22 protein-coding genes and 1 tRNA gene are annotated in these 22,222 nt (G+C 54.9%); 13 read left to right on the top strand and 10 right to left on the bottom strand.

Annotation, left to right across the window (positions count from 1 at the left end; translation table 11 throughout):
• Nucleotides 1-401 precede the first annotated feature (401 nt).
• Nucleotides 402-473: transfer RNA gene (locus BEQ56_07315), tRNA-Gly, on the bottom strand.
• 191 nt (nt 474-664) lie between these two features.
• On the opposite strand from BEQ56_07315, the gene BEQ56_07310 reads away from it, so the two are divergent.
• Nucleotides 665-1,414 (top strand): hypothetical protein, encoded by a 750-nt coding sequence (locus BEQ56_07310; protein AOH43300.1) that lies wholly within the window; start codon nt 665-667, stop codon nt 1,412-1,414.
• 103 nt (nt 1,415-1,517) lie between these two features.
• Nucleotides 1,518-2,417, top strand: coding sequence for a hypothetical protein (locus BEQ56_07305; protein ID AOH43299.1), 900 nt, complete (start codon nt 1,518-1,520; stop codon nt 2,415-2,417).
• 81 nt (nt 2,418-2,498) lie between these two features.
• Here the strand turns inward: BEQ56_07305 and BEQ56_07300 are convergent, their stop codons facing one another.
• Complete coding sequence (locus tag BEQ56_07300; GenBank protein AOH43298.1) at nt 2,499-5,420, bottom strand: hypothetical protein; 2,922 nt, start codon at nt 5,418-5,420, stop codon at nt 2,499-2,501.
• Between the two features lie 134 nt (nt 5,421-5,554).
• Between BEQ56_07300 and BEQ56_07295 the strand changes: the two genes are divergently transcribed.
• The 3 genes from BEQ56_07295 (at nt 5,555) to BEQ56_07285 (ending at nt 7,166) form a co-directional block, all read left to right on the top strand.
• Nucleotides 5,555-5,893: a hypothetical protein gene (locus BEQ56_07295; GenBank protein ID AOH43297.1), complete on the top strand. Its 339-nt coding sequence runs from the start codon at nt 5,555-5,557 to the stop codon at nt 5,891-5,893.
• A gap of 2 nt (nt 5,894-5,895) precedes the next feature.
• Nucleotides 5,896-6,156, top strand: coding sequence for a hypothetical protein (locus BEQ56_07290; protein ID AOH43296.1), 261 nt, complete (start codon nt 5,896-5,898; stop codon nt 6,154-6,156).
• Between the two features lie 113 nt (nt 6,157-6,269).
• The gene (locus BEQ56_07285) at nt 6,270-7,166 is read left to right on the top strand and encodes a hypothetical protein (protein ID AOH43295.1); all 897 of its coding nucleotides are present in this window, start codon (nt 6,270-6,272) and stop codon (nt 7,164-7,166) included.
• Nucleotides 7,167-7,324: 158 nt separating this feature from the next.
• On the opposite strand, the gene BEQ56_07280 is transcribed toward BEQ56_07285, so the two are convergent.
• Nucleotides 7,325-8,965 (bottom strand): hypothetical protein, encoded by a 1,641-nt coding sequence (locus tag BEQ56_07280; protein ID AOH43294.1) that lies wholly within the window; start codon nt 8,963-8,965, stop codon nt 7,325-7,327.
• Between the two features lie 74 nt (nt 8,966-9,039).
• Here BEQ56_07280 and BEQ56_07275 point away from each other — a divergent pair, with 74 nt between their 5' ends.
• Entirely contained in the window at nt 9,040-9,687 is a 648-nt protein-coding gene (locus BEQ56_07275; protein AOH43293.1) for a hypothetical protein, read from the top strand.
• Here the strand turns inward: BEQ56_07275 and BEQ56_07270 are convergent.
• Nucleotides 9,668-9,886, bottom strand: a complete 219-nt coding sequence (locus tag BEQ56_07270) for a hypothetical protein (GenBank protein AOH43292.1) — start codon at nt 9,884-9,886, stop codon at nt 9,668-9,670. The genes BEQ56_07275 and BEQ56_07270 overlap by 20 nt on opposite strands.
• Before the next feature lie 52 nt (nt 9,887-9,938).
• On the opposite strand from BEQ56_07270, the gene BEQ56_07265 reads away from it, so the two are divergent.
• Genes BEQ56_07265 through BEQ56_07255 form a run of 3 tightly spaced genes read left to right on the top strand, consistent with a single transcriptional unit; the run spans nt 9,939 to nt 12,033 of the window.
• Entirely contained in the window at nt 9,939-10,760 is an 822-nt protein-coding gene (locus BEQ56_07265) for a hypothetical protein (GenBank protein AOH43291.1), read from the top strand.
• A 14-nt stretch (nt 10,761-10,774) separates the two neighbouring features.
• On the top strand, nt 10,775-11,194 hold the full coding sequence (locus BEQ56_07260) for a hypothetical protein (GenBank protein ID AOH43290.1): 420 nt from the start codon (nt 10,775-10,777) through the stop codon (nt 11,192-11,194).
• Complete coding sequence (locus BEQ56_07255; GenBank protein ID AOH43289.1) at nt 11,191-12,033, top strand: hypothetical protein; 843 nt, start codon at nt 11,191-11,193, stop codon at nt 12,031-12,033. The genes BEQ56_07260 and BEQ56_07255 overlap by 4 nt, the downstream gene beginning before the upstream one ends.
• 104 nt (nt 12,034-12,137) lie before the next feature.
• Here BEQ56_07255 and BEQ56_07250 read toward each other — a convergent pair whose 3' ends face one another.
• The 5 genes from BEQ56_07250 to BEQ56_07230 all read right to left on the bottom strand — a co-directional run bounded on the left by BEQ56_07250 (nt 12,138) and on the right by BEQ56_07230 (nt 17,663).
• On the bottom strand, nt 12,138-12,494 hold the full coding sequence (locus BEQ56_07250) for a hypothetical protein (protein AOH43288.1): 357 nt from the start codon (nt 12,492-12,494) through the stop codon (nt 12,138-12,140).
• A gap of 6 nt (nt 12,495-12,500) precedes the next feature.
• Nucleotides 12,501-14,111 carry a hypothetical protein gene (locus tag BEQ56_07245; GenBank protein AOH43287.1) on the bottom strand — a complete coding sequence of 537 codons (1,611 nt, stop codon included), beginning with the start codon at nt 14,109-14,111 and terminating at the stop codon, nt 12,501-12,503.
• Nucleotides 14,112-14,357: 246 nt separating this feature from the next.
• Complete coding sequence (locus BEQ56_07240; protein ID AOH43286.1) at nt 14,358-15,758, bottom strand: glutamate synthase (NADPH), homotetrameric; 1,401 nt, start codon at nt 15,756-15,758, stop codon at nt 14,358-14,360.
• A 2-nt stretch (nt 15,759-15,760) separates the two neighbouring features.
• Nucleotides 15,761-16,603 (bottom strand): ferredoxin-NADP reductase, encoded by an 843-nt coding sequence (locus BEQ56_07235; GenBank protein ID AOH43285.1) that lies wholly within the window; start codon nt 16,601-16,603, stop codon nt 15,761-15,763.
• A 145-nt stretch (nt 16,604-16,748) separates the two neighbouring features.
• Nucleotides 16,749-17,663, bottom strand: coding sequence for a hypothetical protein (locus BEQ56_07230; GenBank protein ID AOH43284.1), 915 nt, complete (start codon nt 17,661-17,663; stop codon nt 16,749-16,751).
• A 170-nt stretch (nt 17,664-17,833) separates the two neighbouring features.
• Between BEQ56_07230 and BEQ56_07225 the strand changes: the two genes are divergently transcribed.
• Nucleotides 17,834-19,075: an ABC transporter substrate-binding protein gene (locus BEQ56_07225; GenBank protein ID AOH44452.1), complete on the top strand. Its 1,242-nt coding sequence runs from the start codon at nt 17,834-17,836 to the stop codon at nt 19,073-19,075.
• Nucleotides 19,076-19,153: 78 nt separating this feature from the next.
• On the opposite strand, the gene BEQ56_07220 is transcribed toward BEQ56_07225, so the two are convergent.
• Nucleotides 19,154-19,342 carry a hypothetical protein gene (locus tag BEQ56_07220; protein ID AOH43283.1) on the bottom strand — a complete coding sequence of 63 codons (189 nt, stop codon included), beginning with the start codon at nt 19,340-19,342 and terminating at the stop codon, nt 19,154-19,156.
• Between the two features lie 88 nt (nt 19,343-19,430).
• Between BEQ56_07220 and BEQ56_07215 the strand changes: the two genes are divergently transcribed.
• From BEQ56_07215 to BEQ56_07205, 3 genes are all read left to right on the top strand, one after another.
• The gene (locus BEQ56_07215) at nt 19,431-20,357 is read left to right on the top strand and encodes a sugar ABC transporter permease (protein ID AOH43282.1); all 927 of its coding nucleotides are present in this window, start codon (nt 19,431-19,433) and stop codon (nt 20,355-20,357) included.
• A gap of 11 nt (nt 20,358-20,368) precedes the next feature.
• On the top strand, nt 20,369-21,244 hold the full coding sequence (locus BEQ56_07210) for a sugar ABC transporter permease (GenBank protein ID AOH43281.1): 876 nt from the start codon (nt 20,369-20,371) through the stop codon (nt 21,242-21,244).
• Between the two features lie 65 nt (nt 21,245-21,309).
• Nucleotides 21,310-22,221 carry a nucleotidyltransferase gene (locus BEQ56_07205; protein ID AOH43280.1) on the top strand — a complete coding sequence of 304 codons (912 nt, stop codon included), beginning with the start codon at nt 21,310-21,312 and terminating at the stop codon, nt 22,219-22,221.
• Nucleotide 22,222: the final 1 nt, after the last annotated feature.

Here is a 22,222-nt window from a genome sequence, read left to right as displayed (position 1 = left end):
CGGGCTACAATCATATTCAAAAGTATTAATTCTGCTATCAACTAATGATTACTGTTTTAACCGTTCCCGAATTTCATAGGCCCAAATTTGAGGCAGGCCTCCAATCACAGAAAGCACGATCGCCACGATTCCGTCATCAAGAAGAGAACCGGGAATAAGGTCTATCGGCGATATTAAATAGATCAAAGCGATAACGATACAAATCCATGTTTTAGCGGTAACCCTGGGAGCGTCCGATTTTTTTCCAATTGTGGAGACACCGTTACAATCCATACGATCCACGAATGATAGATAAGCAATAATACGGTCAGGCTAATATGTTTTTGGGCATTTTTCTGTTCCATAGGACATTTACACTTTCTTTCTTTTGCCCTGAAACAGCCGTAATTTAAATAAAAAAGAGCGGGAGACGAGACTCGAACTCGCGAATGTTAGCTTGGGAAGCTAATGCCTTACCACTTGGCTACTCCCGCATCAAGACCCAAAACAGTTTCTCAACGACGCTCCTGATTCTACCATATCCCGATATTTTTGCAAAATTCCCCGCCGTTTTAAAAATTTTTCCCGGAGACGAAACGTCAGCCCCCATAAAAAAGGTATAATAAAAAAAACCTCTGACATACCGAGCCATGTTTTACAGTGCATCTTAATTAGGAGTTGATTCATGACGTACGACTACAGCCATCTTCTGCAAAAAAAACCTTTCGCCGTCCTGGTCCTGACGATCGTGATCCTCGCCGGGGCGCTGACCTCCGGATGCGCGCCGGATGAAAAACTGACCCTTCAAATCGTCGAGACATCGGTCCGATCCACCGTCGAGAAAATCCCGACGCAGACCGCATATCCGACGTACACGTTGGCGCCCACGAATCAGCCGGCAAACACGTACACGCCGCAGCCGACCTACACCCATCCCGTCACGCAAACCGCTTATCCGACGAACACGCCATATCCGACCTACACATCCGTTCCTACAAATACGGCTTACCCAACCTATACCCTCGCTCCGACGGCCACGAAAACGCCGGTGAAGCCTGTTCAGCCGACAAAAAAAGCTACGCCCCCGCCAACGCAGACCGCGTATCCGACCTACACAGCCCTCCCGACCTATACGCCCGCTCCGACGCAGGAGCCGCAGACGGTTTTTCAAATCGTCACGGCGACGAAGGATCCCGACCAGCTGAAAGCGGATAAGAAAGACGGATTCTATCTCGTCGGGAAAGATATCGCCGTCGGAACCTGGCAGATCGTACAGGACGACGCTTATCAGAAATGCTACTGGAAATTAACCGATCATAATAACCAGATCCTCAATAATTATATCGGCCCTTCCGGCGGCGCGTTCACGCTGGACGATTCGATCTTGCAGCTCGAGATCCGCAACTGCGGCACAGCGCAGTATGTCGGCGAGTAACAGCCTCTGAAATTCAGAGCACAACTTTGATCTTCATCGTGCCGCCGAAAACTCTTTTCGCCCCCGAAACCGGGCAGGCGAATTTCTTGAAAGGATATTCTGTATGAAAAATAGAACCCTTATTCCGTTAATCGTTCTCGTTCTGATCGCCGTTTTCTGCGGATTCGCGCCCGCACCGCAGGATAACGCGTATGAAGAAACCGCCGTTTCGTTTCCGTCAAGAGGCGTCACAGTCCCAGCGGTCGTTACGCTCCCAACAACAAGTGAAGCGTCGCAGTTCGTTGTCCTCGTGCATGGGCACGGCGGAAATAAAGACGAAAATATCGGATTCCCAGCTATCGCCCGGGAACTGGCTGAGCGTGGAATCGGTTCGATCCGAATGGACTTTCCCGGCTGCGGCGAATCAGAAGAAGAATTCGCGATGAATACGCAGTCGAATATGAAAGCGGACGTCCTCGCAGCGGTGGATTTCGTTACGGATTCATACAGCCCGAATCCCGATGCGATCGGAATTTTTGGCTACTCCATGGGCGGCCGGATCGCTTTGGAGCTGATCGCCGACAGAGCGTACATTTTTCTGGGCGCCGCGCTCCTCGCGCCCGCGGCGGACACAGACGACCTGAAAAATTTATTCGGTGGGGAAGACGGATGGGAGGACCTGAAAGAAACCGCAAACACTTCGCCGGAAGGTTACGCGCCTTTCACGACAATCTACGGGCAGGAACAGCAATTATCGAAAGAATGGTTCGCGGATCTGGAGAAATATCCCGGAAATACGCTGATCGACGCGGCCGCGAATCAGTACGCCGGACCGTCGCTCGTCGTTTACGCGGTTGACGACGAAGCCGTCAGCCCGAGCGTCAGTCAGACTGTTGCCGAAAAATTCGGCGCACAGAGAGTTGTTATCCCGGAGGACGGTCATAGCTACGGATTCTACAGCGATAAAACCGAAATCTTAAATATGGTCGCCAGCGCGGTTGCGGATTTCTTCGCCAATTTATAGCAGCCGCAACAATCAAAGGGCGGACTCAGATTAACGGCCCGCCCTTTTTTTACGCACACCGCTTCTTCAACCCACCCCCGACTACGGAGGCATCAGGCCCGGGTCCTCCGTCGGCAGGGAATCATACAGATTCGGATCGCGCGTCGGGATCGCGTAAGGATCCGGATACGGCGTCTCCGCTGGATAAACCGTAATCGGCGTTTCAAAGAAACGAATTTCTTCCATAACCTCGGCCGGCGGTCGATCGATTCGAACGCGCGCCCGCGTCTCCGCCGTTCCCCCGTTCGAATTCATCGCCAGCAACCGCACCGTATATTCCCCATTTTCCAACCCTGCAATATGCCAGGTTGCTAACGGCTGAACCGACTGGATCATCAGGTCGTTCCAGCTTTGAACCACGTACCATTCGCCCGGATCCACGCCGCGTCCGAACTCGATCGAAGCCATACGGATACCGTCCGGCGCGGAAAAGACGCCCTGAATTTCGACGGAATCCTGGCTGAGAATCATTCCGTCGTTCAGATTCGTCAGCGCCAAAGACGCCCCGCCCTGACCCGGGGCGCAGCTCTCCGTCGGAGTAAAATAAACCGGCTCACCGTCGCGGATCAGGCCGTACCGTTTCGCCCATGCGTTCCCCGCCGCCGACGTCAGGATCCATCGCCGCGCCGCCTCGTCGCGAACGTTCAGCGTCTCGACCTCCTTCGCATTCTCCGGGCAATACTCGTTCGCCCGCAGCCCATTCCAGGAATTGATCCACGTTTTCTGAAGCAGATCCTCTGACGCCGGAAGCGGCGCCTGATACACGGCGAAAAGCTCCAGCTTCCGCGCGCCGCAGCTTTCCGACGGAACTGTCCCCGACAACGCGCAGACCTGATAATCGACAACCCCAGCCGGACGGCGAAAAACGCCTGAAATTCCGCCGGGCCAGGCCGCCTCCGCGCCAATCATGAACTCATGCCAGATCGGCGCAGCGCCGCTGACCCCGGTCGTTGAAATCATCGGCGTATAATCCGGATTCCCAACCCAGACGCCAACCGTCATTTTCGGCGTGTACCCGAGCGTCAGGTTATCCCGGAAATCGTTCGTCGTTCCAGTCTTCACGGCCGCCTCGAACGGCAAATCCAACATGGACGACGCCCCGAACATCGGCGCGCGCGCCGTCCGATCGGATAAGATCGAGGTCAGCTGATAAGCGTATTCCTCCGCCAGAACCGAGAAACGTTCCGGCTGGTCCGCTTCAAAAACCGTCACGCCATTCTGATCGATGATCCGCAGGATCGTCTGCGGCTTGACGTATACGCCCTGATTCGCTAAAACGTTATACGCCGCCGTCATATCGACCAGCGACGTCTCAGCGCCGCCCAGCGCAATCGACAATCCGAAACCCGGACGATCGAGAGAGGTCAGCCCGAACCGCTGCGCAAAGGAGACGAACCCCTCCCGGTTCGGATCCTCCGGGTCCTCGTAAATCCCGACCCGTTCGAGCGCCTTGACCGCGGGGATATTATACGAATTCGCGAGCGCATCGCGGACCAGGACCAGACCATGAAAATTTCCGTCATAATTGACCGGCGAGTACGGAGCGGAATAGAGAAGGTCCTCCGCCTTTCCCGTCGGCGAAAAATCGGTCGGAACGTCCCAAAGCTGCGTCGCCGGCGTCCAGCCCTTTTCAAAAGCCGCCGCGTAAATCAGCGGTTTAAGCGTACTGCCGGGCTGACGCGGCGCCGTCGCCATATTAACCTGACCGCTGTTCTCTTCGCTGTGAAAGTCCGGCGAACCAACCATCGCCACAATCTGGCCCGTCTCAACCTCTATCGCGACCAGCGCGCCGCCATGCGCGTTATTCGCCGCCAGTCCCGCGACCTGCCGCGTAACGATCTCCTGCGCCGACTCCTGAAGCTCCGGATCGATCGTCGTATAGACCGTTAATCCCATGCGGTATAACGCCTGCGCCCCGTACGTCTCTTCGAGCTGGCTGCGAACCAGCGTCACCCAATGCGGATATGTAATCGAGAAAGTCGCTTCCCGAAAATTCGTCGATTCAATCTCCCGGATCGCGTCCGAAACGTCCGTTTCCCGGACGCAGACACGCGAACTCGAGTTCCCCACCGCAATACAGTTCTTTTCACGGCTGACCAGATACATCAGCGTTATAACCGTTTTCTGCCGCGCCATCGTCGCTTCATAATTGTTATGCACGTCGTAAATCGACGGCGCCTGCGGAAGGCCGGCGAGGAAAGACGCCTGAGCCAGATTCATGAACTTCGCCGGAACGCCGAAGTACGTCTGCGACGCCGCCTCGATCCCGTATGCGAAATTCCCAAAATAACTCTCGTTAAGGTAGAGTTCGAGAATTTGATCCTTACTGTAGCGGCGGGTAATCTCCGCCGAAAGGATAATCTCCTTAACCTTACGTTCGATCGTCCGCTGATTCCGTTCGCCCACGTCAAGAAGGAGGTTCCGCGCTAACTGCTGCGTAATTGTCGACGCGCCGGATACTGTTTCCCCAGCGCTCAGGTTCTGAATCGCGGCGCGGACGATCGCAACGAGATCAAAACCCGGATGCGAATAAAAATCCTTGTCCTCCGTCGCGATAATCGCGGCGATCATGAACGGCGAGATATCGTCGATCCTGATATATTCGCGCCGCCCCGCGTTTGGATCAATAATCTCATAAAGCAAATTCCCGTCGCGATCGAGAATCCGTGTCGTTTCGAATTGCGACGCGTACGACTGCAGGTCGTCAACGCCGGGCAGCGACGCGGTAATCCGCAGGTAATAAAAAAATCCGACGCCGGCCCCAGACAGGAAAAAGAATAATAGAACGAAAAAGAAACCACGGAGGACCCGCCGCCAGCCAGCTTTTCGCGGTTTTCCGGGACGGCCCTGCGCGTTTTGACCGACGGGCGCGCCGGATGGAGCGGATTGCGGCGCGATTCCCGCGGGATGCGGAGCCGCTGAATAGGAGGGATAATCGTTCGAAGGATCCATAAATTTTTCCAAGTTTCCTTTATAATCTATTACAATTCATAAAAGCTGACGCCCGCGTCTCCGAACGCAGCCTGATAGCCGTCAAATCAAGTATAATGAATTAAAGAAAATCTTGACAACAAGACGCATTCTCGGGAGAAAAAAAGATGAACGCCACACCCGAACAGAAAATTCTTTTCGCAATTATTCAAAGCCAGGATCTGGATTGCTGCGCGGACGCGCTGACCGAAGCGAATCTCGAAGTCAACCGTCTTCCGAGTATCGGCGGATTCCTTGGGAAACGCAACGCGACCGTCCTGATCCGCGTCGACGAAGAAAAAGTCGAGCTGGCGACACGAATTCTGCAAAATACCTGCAAAGAGCGCATCGAGTATATCGTCGTACCGTTAGAAACCGCTTCAATCCCACTGGCAACCCCGACCCCGGTAACGGTCGGAGGCGCAACCGTTTTCGAATTGGATATAGACCGCTATGAGGAGCTGTAATCATGAAACTGATCATTGCTATTATTCCCGATACCGTTACCGACGATTCGTCGCTGGCGTTGACCGGTCAGGGCTACCGGGTTACGCGAATCGCGTCCACCGGCGGCTTTCTTCGCCGGGGAAATTCGACGCTCCTGATCGGAGTTGAAGACGATCAGGTCGATAACGCGGTCGAGACGCTTAAGACGCTCGTCAACGCCAGCGATTCAAATTCCAAAGGCGTTTTATTCGTCCTGAACGTCGCGAAATTTTTGCATTTTTAATCGGCGCCAATCCGCAAAAAACGTCGGTTTGAACCGAAACTGAAAAAGAACCGTACATGATAGATAACGGAACAAAACGCCGTATCGAATACAAAAACATACATGGAGGAAAAATGGACATCGCAAAAACGTTTGATTTTATAAAAGAAGATAAGGATTGGGTCGTCAAGCTGCTTATCGTCGGGTTGATCTCCCTGATCCCGGTCGTCGGTCAGCTTTACGCCTGGGGCTGGATGATGGAAATTTCGAAGCGGACGGAGCTCGGAAAAGGCGGAACGCTTCCGGACGTCGATTTCGGGACCTTCCTGAAATACGGGTTCAGGTATACCGTTTTGGAAATTATTTATTCGATCCTGCCCTCGATCGTTTTATTTGCGATGATGTTTATCGGATCGGTCCTTCTCGGCGTCGACAACGGATTCCTGAACTTCATCGGCTCGATTTTCATGCTCGTCCTGTTTATCATCATGATCGTCGTCATCGTCGCGCTTTACGCGCTGTCGTTCGCCGGATATCTTCGGATCATGGATACCGGGACGATCTCGGCCGGTCTCGATTTTGACCTGATCCTCAACATGGTTCGGAACAATCCGCGCGAATTCCTGATCGTTATCGGCATGTCGATCGTTTACAGCATGCTGGCGTGCCTGGGACTCATCGTCTGCTGCGTCGGAATTCTCTTCACGATGCCGCTCGCGTCCGCAGGATTAGCAACCCTGCTCGGGCAGCTGTCCCTGACAGTCAAGAACAGACCCGCGTCCGGAACCAGCGCCGGATCGTTCTTCAACCGCCCGGCTCAGTCCGCGAAGCCCGACACAGTCGTCCCGCCAACGCCGGTAACGATCCCGGTCGAAATTGACCATGAGCCGATGCGCGGGACGACCGGCGACATCGTCGAAAAAGCCGGAGAAGCGATTTCCGAGGGCAAAGACGCCGCGGCCAGCGAGATCGTCGACACGGCCACTCCGAAGGCTGATTCCGACGGCTCGGAAGAAAAACCACAGGAATAAGAATCGCACGTTTTTAAATCGAGATTCGCTGCGAAACGCAGGAAAAAACGATCCGCTGAAAGGAGCGCTCTTCTTTATTCAAGAGCGCTCCTTTCGCTTTCAGCGCCGCCCGTAATAAAACTCATATCGCCGCAACAACTACGCGCAATTCAGAATAACTACTCGTTAATATCCAGGTATCCGATCTCCCCAATCGCGCGATACGCTTCCGGATAACGCTGCAGCGCCAATTCGCGCGCCGCCTCGTTCAGCAGGACATATACTGCGCCCTCCTCAAATTCGCCACTTTCGAGCCGCGTTTCGACCGGAACCAGGTCGCCGCCTGCTACCGGACGCACCCCGCGCGCGGCTGAGCCCTTGTTAATCGTCAGCCCCAAATCGGCCGCCAACATTGCGAACGCATCTTTAAGCTCGGCCGGGCCGTCCGTCAGCTCCAAAGAATCCGCCGCCGCGAGAACCTCTGTCCAGGCCGCCGCGTCAATCCGCTCGGGCGCTTCGCTCGTCATGACCTGACAAACCCGGTCGGATACCGAGCGGTAAAACCCGCTCAGGTCATACAGCTGCAGCGCGAACGCGGCGGTCAGGAGAATCCAGCCCGCCATGGCCCGCCTTCTTCCGGCGGACGCGCCGTCCTCTCTTCCTGCTAATGCGCGGAAAACCCAGATCAGGCAAAGATAAAACAGCGGCCAGACCAGCCGCCCAGACGAACGGAAAATCGAAAAAACCGACTCAAGCCGCGCCGGAAGCCGGATATCGACGAGAACAGTCCGATCGAACGCGATCCGATTCGAAGCCGCGAATAAAATCAGCCCCAACGTCGGAACCAGCAGCGGGACCCAACGCCGGAACGCGCTGAACTCCGTGAACGCCAGCGAGAGAACCGCCAGCAGCAAAACGCCCAGGCCCCAGTAATTGAACCCTTCATACTGGAGCGGAAACGTCGGCCGGGCCGGCAGGATTCGGGACGCGCCGTCCGGATTAAAGAACGCGTTCAGGTTCAGCGACAACTCGCCGAAACTCGCCGTTCCCGCGTCGATCAAGTCATAACCAAAAAAAACATACCCAAGCCCCACCGCCCCGGCGCAGCCGATCGCCAGACCGCAAACGTACCGCCATGAAGCCCTTTCGCCGATCAGGACGATCAGCTCCAACGTCAGGATAAACAGCAGCATCGGCAGAAAATAGACATGGATCCCCAGAGCGGCGAAAATCAGCCCGAACCAGGCGTAAATCGTCCGCCGGTCCCGCCGGTTCAGCGCCAGCCAGATCGCCGCCAAAATCAGCCAGTGCCCCGCCAGAGAATCATGGATCAGAGCCCGCTGGATCGGGACCGGATTCGAAAGCGCAAATCCGGTAAACAGGAACGCGCCCCAGCTTCGCCCCGTCAGCCGATATCCGATACAGCCCGCGAAAAACCCCGAAAGCGCGAACGACAGCAGCAGCCAGATCCCGTTATATTGAAATGTCTTCGGAAGCGCCCAGCGGAAAACCTTGAAGATCATCGCCGCCAACGGATTCGAATCCGTCGCAACCGTCGTCGACCCGATCGGATAATTTAAATTTCGATAAAACGTCAGGTAGCGAATCCAGGGCGCGTTCCGATAAAACCGCCAGCCGATATAATGCTGAAAGTTATCGCCGCCGCCGAAACGGACCCAGCGCGTCTCGGTCGGATTCAGCACCCCGCCGCCAAAAAGAAGAAAAAACAGCGCCGCACCCATCAGCGCGCAGCAAACGACAGTCAGATAAAAACCTTTATTTAAGCCCGATTCAGCGGTCGTCAGTCTCTTTTTTTTCATGCCGTTTCTATTATAATTAATTCGTTCATCGTTCGCCTGTTTTTCAACTCACTGCGTTCGGAAAGGAAAAATTCATGAATATCAAATCATATTTCACTGAGATCTGGCAGGAAAAAGGCTGGTGGAAATCGATCCTTCTGACCGGGTTAATTACGCTGATCCCGATCCTTGGGCAAATTTACCTCCTCGGCTGGCTGTTTGAGATTTACAGCTTGAACCACACGCCGAAACGCGCCATGCTCCCTTTTACCCCGACGGCCAAAATCCTCCTTAACGGCTTGAAGCTCGCGATCGGCGTTCTGGTTTATTTTATTCCGTTCCTGATTCTCTCCGGAGCAATCGGCCTTTTAGCGAACTTTTTCTATTGGACGAAGATCGGCTGGTTCGCGACCCTGATTTTCAACCTGCTCGCGTTTATCCGGAACATTTCATTCGCCGTCGGCATTCTCGCCGTGCTGTTGATTCTCCCAATATTGATTATCACGTATGATCAGCGAAAAACGATCGCCGACTTCTTCCGCGTCAACCATATCCTGAAGTCGATTGCGCAGAACCTGCAAACGCTGGCGACGTTTTTCGTTTTATCGGTTCTCGCGATCTTTATAGCCTCGCTGGGCGGATCGTTCCTGATGATCGGGTTTATTTTCACGGTTCCGTTCGCGGCGGCGTTCTACGGGAACGCGCTCGGCGACCTTAGCCTGATTACCGTATCCGAGCCATGACCAGCTCTGATTGAACCGTTTCCGCCGGAAAGACCGCTTCATCAATTAAATCCTGCGCCTGCCTGCAGGGAACCAGATCGGCGTCGAGGAATCCTCCGAAACGGAGAGCCCGGCGCCGATCCGTCTGCGCGGGCGGACCCGTTTCAGCGAAAACCAATTCGGAATGACGGTAAACGCGGCCCGGCAGGAAGCCAGGCAAAATACTTATTATTTTCTGATACAGATCGCTTATACTTTAAGCGGAAGAGACTATGAAAAGGATTTCGGTTTTCAGGGCGATATTCATGATCCTCAGCACGGCAGCTTTCGCCGCGCTGTTCCTGCTGTTTTTCTCCGCCGACCGGAATCAGAATTTCATTTTCCTCTGGGAACCGTCCGGCGCGCAGCCGGTACATCCGACCCTGCTCCCCAACGAACGGAACCGGATCGGGATCGTTGCGGGCCACTGGGGTTTCGATTCCGGGCATGTTTGCGGGCCGGAACTGAATTCCCTCCGGGAAGTCGACGTCAATCTTCGCATCGCGACATACCTCCGCGATATCCTGACCGAACGCGGTTATCAGGCCGACCTGCTCCGCGAGTTCGATCCGGCGCTGAACGATTACGTCGGGATCGCGCTGATCGCGGTTCATAACGACGGCTGCGAATATATCAACGGGAACGCGTCAGGCTACAAAATCGCATCGATCGGAACCGTCGCTTACCCGGCGGAAGCGCAAAAGCTCCTCAGCTGCCTCGACGACCGCTTTTCGCATATCACGTCTCAACCGTCGGCAGGAAATATCATCATTTCCGATCCGGATATTTTCTACGACTACAGCATGGTTAACGATTACACGACGGCGGCGATGATCGAGACCGGCTACATGAACCTCGACTATCGCTTCCTGACCGAGAAAACCGAACTGATCGCGCGCGGGCTTGCCGACGGCCTGATCTGCTACGTGCGAAACGAATCGACCCGGCCGCAAGCCGGACAGGTTTATATTCAAAACGAGCTGTCGACGCATTTTTTCGAATCGCCGGCGGCCGTCCGCTACGTTCTTCCGGGCATTTCCGGAATTACGCCATAAATGAAAGGAAAATCATGGCGCAGCATCCTCTTTTTCCGGGCTTGATTTTTGACGAAAACGACCAGCCGCTCGAAACCGAAACCGTCGGACAGGAATCCTTCTATATCGTCGACGATAACGGTTTCCGGCGTTACGTACCCTCGGCTGACGTTGATCGTCAGATATGGGAAATCTTTACGAAAGGCGTCGAGGGAAATGAAGACCTGCTGTCGACAAAGACCGCCGAGATGATCGGGAAGGACGACCTGCTGACGGTCGCGATGATCAAGTCAGCGATGAAAGATTTCGGAAACCAGCTTGACGAACTGATGCGCGTCGGGATTCCCAAAGACGCGTTAAAAATGTTCGGCATGCTGGGATATAAATTCGTGGTCAACGTACACGGCGAGCTCATCCATATCAATACGCCATCGGAAAGCTGCGAGGACGAATGACCGCGCGCCCCGATATTATCGAAATCGACGAATTCAATTTACAGGAGGAGGTCATCGACTTTTCCGTTTCCTCGATCGTCATGATGGCGTTCTGGGCTCCATGGTCGAAAGAGAGCTTGAAAGTAAAGAAGACGCTCGAAGACCTGATGGATCGGATCGCCGGTTCGGTCCGACTCGCGCTCGTCAATATCGAAACCAGCCCGGTCGTCACGTCGCAGTTCGCCGTGTTCAGCGTTCCCTGCGTCAAGTTCGTTTTTCAGGGCCAAATCGAAAACCAGATTCTCGGGCTGCATTCGACCGCAGTCTACCTGACCGCCCTGAAACAGATCAACGCGATCGACCCGATGACGCTGACGCTCGAAAAAGCTGAAGCGAGCCTGAATTCCGGCGACATCGTTGAAGCCAAAAATCTTTATGAAGAATTCCTGGACGAGCGCCCGGAAAATCCGCGCGCTTTATTCGGACTGGCGGTCGCCTACCTGAACGATCGCCGCTGGGGAAACGCCGCCAGTCTCCTAAACGACTTTCCGCCAAGCCCGTTTTACGCCGCGGCGGAACGGCTTCTCCCGCTCGCGGAAATCATGTCCGCGTTTGACGAAGGGCGGCTGACGTTCGACGAAGGAACCGAAGCAGGGCTGCAGTTCTGCTCCTCGATCCGCTTCCTGTCGCAGGGCAAAAAAGAGCTGGCAATCGAATCGCTCTTCGAACTGTTAAAAATGGATCGCGCGTACGGAAACGGAGCGGCCCGTAAGCTCGTCGTCGCGCTGCTGGAAACGCTCCCGCCGGACAATCCGACCCGCGAAACCTACCGGGCGGAACTGGCGAAAATTCTTTTTTGATCGATCGGGCGCGCTTCCTGTTCCCTCTCCGGCTGAAATAAAAGAAGGATCCGGCCTCCCGCCCGATCGGCGAACCCGAATCCTTTTCCAAGGATCACTCAGACTTACAGCTCGCGAAGCAGCTCGCAAAGCTCCCTGAAGTCCTCTTCATAAAGATAAATCGTCGCGCCGGTCACGTCGATCGTGTACAGCGTATCGCCGTCCTCGGACGTTTCCACACCGGCGTAGTAAACCTCCGTCTCGGCAATAACGCCATCGGCGTCCGCCTTCGGATTTTTCGCGAACTTCGCGGCGAACGTCTTAAACTCGTCCCATTCTTCCGTAAAGAACCGGACGACGAGATTGTTAATATCCAGGTGATAAAGCGGTTCGCCGTCAGCGTCCTGAACCATCCAGATCACAAAGTTCTCAGTCTGAGCGATTGCTTCCGGCTCTGAATTCGAGGGCATCATCATTTTCATTTTCTCCTAATGAACGGCCGGCGGATAATTCTGGCAGGCCTCCGCGCTCCACAGGAACGAGAACCAGTCGCACCACAGATAATTCGCATCGACATAAACGATCAATGCAACGATAATCAGGATCACCGCTAACACGATCCCCAAAATAATAAACAGCGTCTTTTTCGACTTCAACCCGTCCGCGCCCTGTTCGTCATCGACGGGATTGTAATTCGGGTCGGCGTAACCATAACCCGGCTGCTGACCGTATGGATTCTGGCCATAGGGATTGGGCTGCTGCCCATATCCGTAAGCCGCCTGCGGCTGAGCATACGGATTATTCGGGTCAAAACCCTGCGGAGCCTGCGGCTGCGCGTATGGATTCGCCATTCCCGGCTGCGCCTGTGCGTAGGGGTTCTGCTGCGAATATGGGTTATTCGGATCAAAACCCTGCGGAGCCTGCGGCTGCGCGTATGGGTTCGCTATTCCCGGCTGCGCCTGTGCGTAGGGGTTCTGCTGCGAATATGGGTTATTCGGATCAAAACCCTGCGGAGCCTGCGGCTGTGCGTATGGGTTCGCTATTCCCGGCTGCGCCTGTGCGTATGGGTTCGCTATTCCCGGCTGCGCCTGTGCGTAGGGGTTCTGCTGTGGCTGTCCATACGGGTTATTCGGATCAAGTCCAGGCTGCTGTGGCTGTCCATAGGGGTTCATTGGATCCAGGCTTTGCGACGGGTTGGCTTGATAACCGCTGTATTGTGAAACCGGCTGAGGCTGCGGATAGGCGCTCTGACTGAACGGGGCCATTGCAGGAGCGCCCATCGGATTCATCGGGTCAGCTCCCCCGTTCGGCGCGCTGGTCCCGCTCGTGAAAGCTTCCTGAGCTGGAAACGCGCTCATCCCAGGCATGCCCTGCGGCTCCTGAAGACTCGGCTGAACCGTGTCCGGATTCATGCCCTGCGGCGCCGGTTCAGGCTGCGGCTGCGGATAACCGGCGGGCGCCGAGGGGGGCCCATATGGATTCGCGGCCGGCTGCGCATATGGATAAGCGGATGCGGGCGGCTGACCGTATGGGGCCTGCCCGTAAGGATTCGCGGGATTCATCCCCGGATGATAATTTGGGGCCGAAGGATTCGGATACGCGCCCAGCGGAGGTTGTACGAAAGGATAATTTGCGCCCTGCGCCGCGAGAGGATCGGGCGCCGGCTGGCCGTGCTGCGGCTGGTTCGGGTCGTACGGCGCGGCGAACGGCGGAACCGGCGCAGCGCCGGCGTTATCGTTCATCGGCTGCGGCTGAGCCTGCTGCCCCCCGTCGACGCCGGCGTTAACACCAGCGGGAACCCGCTCGACCGCCAGCGCGACTTCTCCGCCCAGCATAATGACGTCGTTTTCGGATATTTGAACCGGAGACGTCACCTGCAAATTATTAATCGTCGTTCCGTTCGTCGAATTATTATCTGCCAGAACGAGCGTGTTGACGCCCTGATTAAAGATAATCGCGTGAACGCGGGAAACCGCGGTTTCGGTCAGCGCAATATCACAGGACGGATCGCGCCCAATCTTGAATTCCGGTTTGTCGACGACGAACGCCTGCCCGCGCAAACCGCCTGAATGAACTCTGATTTGAAACTGATTATTCATTATTTTCTACTCCAATCCAAACGCCTGAAACGTATCCATGTACATTTCCGTAGAATTATATCATAGCATTCCTTCAGAAAATCCGCTTCGTTCCGCGCGGAGATGAAGGGAAGGATGGCCAGGAACAGATATCCCCATGAACCGACCTCCGGTCAACGCCCGCCTGGCGCAGCCGCGGATAGAAAAGAGACTGACAGGTCGTCAGCCTCTCTCCATTTTCGAATGATGCCTCCGAGTTGAACCAAATTACGCTTTCGCCGCTTTTTCGGTAATGAATTTATGGATTCCTTCGGCGGCTGTCTTTCCCGCGCCCATCGCCAGAATGACCGTCGCCGCGCCGGTAACCGCGTCGCCGCCGGCGAAAACCTCCTGGCGGGACGTCTGACCGTTTTCTTCGTTAATAATGATCCCGCCCCATTTCTGCGTATCGAGCCCGTCGGTCGTCATCTTGATCAACGGGTTCGGCGTCGTCCCGATCGACATGATCACCGTATCGACCGGCAGGAAATATTCAGACCCCGGGATCGGCTCCGGACGGCGGCGTCCCGACGCGTCGGGCTCTCCCAACGCCATCCGCTGAACCTTCATCCCGGCGACGAACCGTTTTTCATCGGCTAAAATCTCGACCGGGTTGACGAGCGTCCGGAAGATAATTTCCTCTTCTTTCGCGTGATGAACTTCTTCGATCCGCGCCGGAAGCTCCTCTTCCGAACGGCGGTACACGATATACACTTCCTCCGCGCCCAATCGCTTCGCGCAGCGCGCCGCGTCCATCGCGACGTTCCCGCCGCCGACGACGGCGACACGCTTAGAATGCACAATCGGGGTCGCCGAATCGTTCTGATAGGATTTCATCAGGTTCACGCGGGTCAGGAACTCGTTCGCCGAGAAGACCCCGTTCAGGTTCTCGCCCGGAATATTCATAAATTTCGGGAGCCCGGCGCCGGAGCCGACGAAAACGGCTTCGTATCCGTCGGAAATCAGGTCGTCGATCGAAACCGAACGTCCGACGACAACGTTGACATGGATCTTGACGCCAATCGCTTCGAGCCGGTCGATTTCGCGCTGAACGATCGATTTCGGAAGACGGAATTCAGGAATACCGTAAACGAGAACGCCGCCGGCTAAATGCAGCGCTTCAAAGATCGTAACCTCGTACCCCATTTTCGCCAGATCGCTCGCGCAGGTCAGACCGGCAGGGCCGGAACCGACGATCGCGACCTTATGCCCATTCGGGACCGGTTTTTCCGCCGGCGCTTCCGGGAGGCTATTATGATAATCGGCGACAAACCGTTCAAGCCGGCCGATCGCGACCGGCTCGCCGCGGATCCCGCGGACGCAGCGCTGTTCGCACTGCGATTCCTGCGGACAGACGCGCCCCGAAATCGCCGGCAGGCCGTTCGTCTCGTAAATTTTCTGATAGGCGGCCTCGAAATCGCCTTCTGTAATCAGCTTGAGAAAATCAGGGATCTTAATATTCACGGGGCATCCGGCGACGCAGGGACGATGTTTACATTGCAGGCAGCGCTTCGCTTCGTCGATCGCCAGCTCCGGCGTATAACCGAGCGTCACTTCTTTAAAATTATGGTTGCGGACGAGAGCCGGCTGCTCCGGCATTTCATTCTTGGTTGGTCGCATGTTAGCCATGATTATTTAACCTCCTGTTTGAAGAGATTGCAGGATTCTTCGTACGCGTGACGTTCAAAACCTTTATAAATCCCGGAGCGCGAAATCGCTTCGTCGAAATCGACCTGATGCGCGTCGAATTCAGGACCGTCGACGCAGGCAAACAGCGTCTTCCCGCCAACCGTCAGCCGGCAGCATCCGCACATCCCGGTTCCGTCGACCATAATCGGGTTCATCGATACGACCGTATGGATACCGTATTCTTTCGTGAGCTTCGCAACAAATTTCATCATGATCAACGGTCCGATCGCGACAACCTCTTCGTAATTTTCCCCGCCGTCGATCAGCGAACGCAGCGCGTCGGTCACCAGCCCTTTCTCGCCGTAACTTCCATCATCGGTCATCAGGACCATTTTTTCGCTGACCGCGCGGAATTCGTCCTCTAAGATAACCAGGTCCTGACTCCGAAAACCCGCGATCGTATGCACGATTGCGCCGGCATTATGAAACGCTTTCGCGACCGGATAAGCGATCGCGGAGCCGACGCCTCCGCCGACGACCGCAACCTTCTTGAAACCTTCAACCTTCGAAGGCGTGCCCAACGGACCGACGAAATCCTGAATAAACTCGCCCTCGTTCAGCATGTTCAGCTTCTGCGTCGCCGCCCCGACGATTTGGAAAATAATCGTGACGCTTCCCGTTTCCGGATTAGCGTCGGCGATCGTCAATGGCACGCGTTCGCCGAACGCGTCGACCCGAAAAATAATAAACTGGCCGGCTTTCGCCTTTCGAGCGACAAACGGCGCCTCCACTTCCATCAGCGTGACAGTCGGGTTCAATGATTTCTTTCGTAAAATTTTATACATGCGCAATCCCTTTCGTTTTTCGAGGCTTTCGCCCGTTTCCCCAATTTTTCCCTGACGTTCTTTTTCAGGCAGTCAAAAACAACTGCACAATCCCTTGTACCTTCTTTTCACAATCATACCGCAAATCCGCCTTTTTTCAACGCATTCAGCCGGAATTGCTTCCAGATTCTTCGAGAGGCCGCGCGGACGCGAGCGGCCCGATCGCGGCGGAAACGCGGACTTTTTCCGCTCGATAATCCCGTGGCGTCCGGCCGGTATACCTCCGGAACAGCTTCGTAAAATAGTTGTAATCCAAAATACCGACCTGCGCGCCGATTTCCCGGACCGGAGCGGACGAGGTTTTCAGGAGCCGCTTCGCCGCATAAACGCGCTCTTCCGTAATTAATGTATTCAGCGATTTCCCACCGCCGGCTTCCTGTACGACGCGGTACAGCCGGCTCTTCGACATCGACAACTCGCCGGCGATCGTCTCCGCATTCAGCGCCTTTGCGTAATTCGATTTCAGGTAAAGCGTCAGCCGCTCATAATCGCTCATCTGCTCGATCGATAGCAGCTGCGATAAACGAACTTCGCTGACGCAGGTATTGATAATTTCGTAAGCCGCGCGAATCGCCCGGCTCGACAGCCGCGGCAATTCGTAAAACGCTTTTTTCAAACTGTACATTTCAGTATGCCATTCGCAGCTCTGCGCCGAACGCCGCCACTGATCCTCGATCGGCGAATCGTCAAGAATCTGACCGAAGAGGATAATCGCGGCGAGCTCGCCACGGTTATAAATCGGGATCGTCGTATCGATCAACCCGGCGTGGCAGCGGTACTGATACGGTTTTTCGAGGAGCTTCGCCATTTCGATTCCTTTCAGGTCCGAATTGAAACACTTCTGGTACCCGTACTGTGTTTCGCAAATCAAATTACAAAAATCCGACCGCCGGTTGACCGTGATAATCTCCTGCGCGCCGGTCGTATGCAGCGAGAAACGTAAATTCGTCAGTTCCTGTAGATTTGTCAGCATCTCGCGAATACGATTAATATCTAAACGGATTTCATCAGTTCCTCTCATTTTACACTTTTCCCAAATAATCCTCTATCTTCAAAACGAACGCTGTACAACAACAATTTTACTATTTCTCATGATTTTTTTGCTATTGTAAACCGGTTCGTTTTCAATATAATTGGAATTAACAGGCCAACTCAAAGGAATTTGAGAGTCATCCAACAGGAGTCATCATGATGAAAAAGAAGTTTCTTGTCTTAGCGCTTACGCTTATTGTCGTTCTTTCCGCCGCCTCCGCCGCGTTCGGCGAAGGTAAAACGATCGTCTACTGGTCGATGTGGTCCGACGCGGAGCCGCAGGCAATCGTTATCAAAGAAGCAATCGAAGCTTACGAAGCCGAATCCGGGAACACGGTCGACATCCAGTTCAAAGGACGGACCGGGATCCGCGAAGGGCTTCAGGCAGCGCTGGACGCCGGTACGGTTATCGACTTGTTCGACGAAGATATTGACCGCGTCAACGTCCAATGGGGCGCTTATACGATGGATCTCGAAGAACTCGTCAAGAGCAGCAACTATGAAGAAACCGCAATCGCGGGCCTGATGGCCGCCGCGCGCGAAGTCGCCGGCGGAACGCTGAAATCGATCCCTTATCAGCCGAACCTCTTCGAAGTTTTCTACAACGCCGAAATTTTCGCCGAAGCCGGCGTTGAAACCGTCCCGACGACCTGGGAAGAATTCGTCGCCGCCGCTGAAAAGATTAAGGACGCCGGCTACGTTCCGTTCACGAGCGACGACGCCTACATTATCGGCAATTACGGGTACCAGTTAGCCCGTTACATCGGCGTCGACGGCGTCAAGAAAGTCGTCGACGAAGGACTATGGGCGGAGACGCCGGAAGCCCTCCTCGCCGCGCAGGACTACGCCATGATGGCCGAAAAAGGCCTCCTCTCGGAAACGTTCGGTACGGCGGCCTGGCCGACCAACCAGAACGGCGAATTCGCGCTCGGCGAAGCCGCGATGTACCTGAACGGGTCCTGGCTCCCGAACGAAGTCAAAGATCTGACTGGCGACGATTTCAGTTGGGGCTGCTTCGCGTATCCCGCCGTCCCGAACGGCAAAACCGGCCTGGATGCCGCGAACTTCGGCGCTCAGGTTTTCGCGATCAACGCAAAATCCGAAGTCGCGCCGGAAGCCTTCGCGATTATCGAGAAAATTACCAAGGGCGAATACGACCTGAAGCTTTCGACCGAATCCGTCGGGATACCGGCCGACACGACGAATACCGAATGGCCGGAAAAACTGACCGCCGTCCGCCCGGTCATGGAAAGCCTGATGGTCCGCTTCCCCTGGTCAGCCGGTATCGAGAATAATCCGGATATGACGCCGCTGATCAAGGAAAACTTCCAAAAGCTTTGCACCGGCGCAATCGACGCTCAGACGTTCGTTGACAACCTCGAGGCCGCCTCGGGCAAATAGGCAAAAGCTTTTCAACAATACGTTAAAAAAGAAAAAAGCCCTGGGGAAGAATTCTTCCCCAGGGTCAAACAGAACAATTCAGTACCCGAAGAGCGAAAGCAGAATTACAGACAGTTCTTCATTCTTCCGGCCGATTCGAACAAATAAAGGATCCGCCAAAAAAATAACGGGATTCGGTTGAAGCGTTTCCATTCGATTTTTCTCCGACCACGCTGGAAACGACTCGAGCGAAACCCGAATATAAACGATTGACGCAGTCCGAAGCAAGCCCCGAGCATTCGCTCAGTTTCGATTGCCGTTCGCAGCCGCGGTCCGTCAATACCAATCAATGCCAGTATCAAAGAAAGGAATCGACGTGAGACGAAATAAAGCGGTTATCGCAGCCTTTATCGCGCCAGCGGTTTTAATTTTTTGCGTCGTTTTTGTCTATCCGATCCTGAGAACGGTCTACATGAGTTTCTTTCAGGTCGAAAACGCCACATCCTCGATCAGCCAATGGGTTTTCGTCGGGACGAAGAACTTTACCGACCTGGCCCGGATCGAGCTGTTCAAAATTTCGCTTTGGAACCTGTTCCGGATCTGGGCGATCGGTGGCGCCGGCGTCCTGACGCTGGGGCTCCTCTTCGCGATTATCCTCAACAGCGGCATTCGCTTCAGGAAATTTTTCCGCGCCGCGATTTACATGCCCAACGTTATTTCGGCCGTCGCGCTGGCGACGATGTGGATCCAGTACGTGTACAATCCGAAGTTCGGACTGGCGACGAAAGCCTGGCTCGGCGTCGCGAATTTTCTCGAATCGATTGGCCTTGGGCCATTTGGGAAAATTAACTGGACCGACTCGGATCATAAATTCTGGTCGCTGCTGATCGCTTACTGCTTTGGCATGGTCGGATACCATATGCTGATCTTCTCCGGCGGGATCGAAAAAATCCCGGTCGAGCTTTACGAGGCCGCAACGATCGACGGCGCTTCCAGGCCGCAGCAATTCTTCAAGGTCACGTACCCGCTTTTAAAAGGCGTCATCCGAACGAATATCACGATGTGGTCGATTACGTCGGTCGGATTCTTCGTCTGGTCGCAGCTGTTCGCGATGGTCACCGCCGACACGCAGACGATCACGCCGATGGTCTACATGTATCTTCAGGTTTTCGGCGCCGGGAACGTTGTAACCGAGCGCAACGCCGGGCTGGGCGCGGCGGTCGGCGTCGTCCTGAGCCTGATCGTTGTCGCCGTGTTTATCCTGACGACGGCGATCGTCCGTGAAGAAGAAATCGAATTCTGAGAGGCTGAACGATGACCCGAAAATCTTTCCTGAATATCAATTGGCGTAAAGAGGCTTCGCTCCTCCCGGGCTACCTGATCCTGACGATCTGGGTCGTCTTTACCTTCGTCCTGATCGGCTGGATCCTGGCCGCGTCGTTCGCGACGACGAAAGAGATCTTCAAAGGAACCTCGCTGCAGTTCCCGTCGGGGCTGCATTTTGAAAACTACGTAAAAGCCTGGAATTCGCAGAACGTTTCCGTCTTTTTTACCAACTCGCTCTTTTACTCGGTCATATCGGCGACGCTCCTGATCCTCGTCAGCGCGCCGGCGGCGTACGCGCTTTCGCGTTTCAAATTCTTCCTGAATAAGCCGATTCAATCAAGTTTCGTCGCCGCGATGGGCGTCCCGATGGTCATGATCATCCTGCCGCTCTTCGGCGTCGTCTCCCAGATGCAGCTGCTCAAACAGGATTGGACGGTCCGGATTTTGATGATCTTCCTGTACGTCGGGATCAATATCCCATATACGACGATTTTCCTGTTGACGTTTTTTTCGAACCTGTCCGCGAGCTATGAAGAAGCGGCCGCGATCGACGGATGTTCTCAGATATCGATCTTCTGGAAAATTATGCTCCCCCTGGCGCAGCCGGGGATCATCACCGTCAGTATCTTTAATTTCATCAATATATGGAACGAATACTTTATGTCGCTGATTTTCGCGAATAACGACCGGGTCAAACCGGTCGCAGTCGGATTATACTCGATGATCGATGCGATGAAGTACACGGGCGACTGGGCGGGAATGTTCGCGGCGGTCATTATCGTTTTCCTGCCGACGTTCGTCCTGTACCTCTTCCTGTCGGAAAAAATTATCGCCGGGATTACCGCCGGCGGCGTCAAAGGATAACGCAGTCACGCCGGCTCCCGGACGCGAAACAAAACTGATTCATGAATAGGAAAATCGATTAGAACATGAACGAAAAACCGGTACTGATTATCATGGCGGCAGGCATGGGCAGCCGCTACGGCAGTCTCAAACAGCTCGACCAGCTTGACGAACATGGAAACGTGATGATGGATTACGCGCTGTACGACGCGCACGCGGCAGGGTTCCGCCGCGTTATTTTCGTGATCAAGCCCGAAATGGAAACCGATTTCGAGGCCCGGATCGGATCGCGGATTCGCGGCCATTACCAGGTCGACTATGCGTTTCAGCTTCTTGAAAACCTTCCCGCCGGATTCTCCATCCCGGAAGGCAGGACAAAGCCCTGGGGCACGGCGCACGCGACGCTGAGCGCGAAGGAGCTGGTTCATGGACCGTTCGTTGTCATCAACGCTGACGACTATTACGGGCGGACAGCGTTTCGCTCCGTCTATGATTTCCTTTCGTCCGAAACCGGCCCGACGCGGCACGCGATGGTCGGGTACCGAATCGAGAATACGCTGACCGAAAATGGGAGCGTCTCCAGAGGCGTCTGCGAGCTTGACGCAAACGGAAATTTAGCCGGGATCGTCGAACGGGTCAAAATCATCAAAGCCGACGGCGGCGCGGCAATCCAGGAAGACGGCGCCGATCTTTTCGTCCCGAACGGAACGTACGTTTCGATGAACCTCTGGGGTTTTCAGCGTTCGATGATGAAAGAAATTAACGATACGTTTGCGGAATTCCTGCGCGCGAACCTGCCGGGCAACCCGCTTAAATGCGAATACTTTTTGCCAATTATTCCGAACAAGCTGATCCAGGAAGGCCGGGCGACGTTCAGGGTTCTCCCAACGCAGGAAAAATGGTACGGGGTTACGTATAAAGAAGACAAACCCGCGGTCATGGCGGCGCTGAAAGAGATGCGCCGGAGCGGAATATATCCCGAAGCTTTATGGGGTTGAG

The organism is Anaerolineaceae bacterium oral taxon 439, from assembly GCA_001717545.1.
In the GTDB taxonomy this organism is placed as follows: domain Bacteria; phylum Chloroflexota; class Anaerolineae; order Anaerolineales; family Anaerolineaceae; genus Flexilinea.
The sequence above is the reverse complement of the archived record's forward strand: the minus strand, read 5'-3'. Positions and strand labels throughout refer to the sequence as shown.

What these genes read in the sequence shown, in the direction of transcription:
- BEQ56_07240 (AOH43286.1), bottom strand. Translation starts at nt 15,758, where the DNA reads ATGGCTAACATGCGACCAACCAAGAATGAAATGCCGGAGCAGCCGGCT.
- BEQ56_07260 (AOH43290.1), top strand. Translation starts at nt 10,775, where the DNA reads ATGGCGCAGCATCCTCTTTTTCCGGGCTTGATTTTTGACGAAAACGAC.
- BEQ56_07245 (AOH43287.1), bottom strand. Translation starts at nt 14,111, where the DNA reads ATGAATAATCAGTTTCAAATCAGAGTTCATTCAGGCGGTTTGCGCGGG.
- BEQ56_07210 (AOH43281.1), top strand. Translation starts at nt 20,369, where the DNA reads ATGACCCGAAAATCTTTCCTGAATATCAATTGGCGTAAAGAGGCTTCG.
- BEQ56_07280 (AOH43294.1), bottom strand. Translation starts at nt 8,965, where the DNA reads ATGAAAAAAAAGAGACTGACGACCGCTGAATCGGGCTTAAATAAAGGT.
- BEQ56_07225 (AOH44452.1), top strand. Translation starts at nt 17,834, where the DNA reads ATGAAAAAGAAGTTTCTTGTCTTAGCGCTTACGCTTATTGTCGTTCTT.
- BEQ56_07265 (AOH43291.1), top strand. Translation starts at nt 9,939, where the DNA reads ATGAAAAGGATTTCGGTTTTCAGGGCGATATTCATGATCCTCAGCACG.
- BEQ56_07205 (AOH43280.1), top strand. Translation starts at nt 21,310, where the DNA reads ATGAACGAAAAACCGGTACTGATTATCATGGCGGCAGGCATGGGCAGC.
- BEQ56_07290 (AOH43296.1), top strand. Translation starts at nt 5,896, where the DNA reads ATGAAACTGATCATTGCTATTATTCCCGATACCGTTACCGACGATTCG.
- BEQ56_07305 (AOH43299.1), top strand. Translation starts at nt 1,518, where the DNA reads ATGAAAAATAGAACCCTTATTCCGTTAATCGTTCTCGTTCTGATCGCC.
- BEQ56_07295 (AOH43297.1), top strand. Translation starts at nt 5,555, where the DNA reads ATGAACGCCACACCCGAACAGAAAATTCTTTTCGCAATTATTCAAAGC.
- BEQ56_07235 (AOH43285.1), bottom strand. Translation starts at nt 16,603, where the DNA reads ATGTATAAAATTTTACGAAAGAAATCATTGAACCCGACTGTCACGCTG.
- BEQ56_07230 (AOH43284.1), bottom strand. Translation starts at nt 17,663, where the DNA reads ATGAGAGGAACTGATGAAATCCGTTTAGATATTAATCGTATTCGCGAG.
- BEQ56_07250 (AOH43288.1), bottom strand. Translation starts at nt 12,494, where the DNA reads ATGAAAATGATGATGCCCTCGAATTCAGAGCCGGAAGCAATCGCTCAG.
- BEQ56_07310 (AOH43300.1), top strand. Translation starts at nt 665, where the DNA reads ATGACGTACGACTACAGCCATCTTCTGCAAAAAAAACCTTTCGCCGTC.
- BEQ56_07285 (AOH43295.1), top strand. Translation starts at nt 6,270, where the DNA reads ATGGACATCGCAAAAACGTTTGATTTTATAAAAGAAGATAAGGATTGG.
- BEQ56_07275 (AOH43293.1), top strand. Translation starts at nt 9,040, where the DNA reads ATGAATATCAAATCATATTTCACTGAGATCTGGCAGGAAAAAGGCTGG.
- BEQ56_07255 (AOH43289.1), top strand. Translation starts at nt 11,191, where the DNA reads ATGACCGCGCGCCCCGATATTATCGAAATCGACGAATTCAATTTACAG.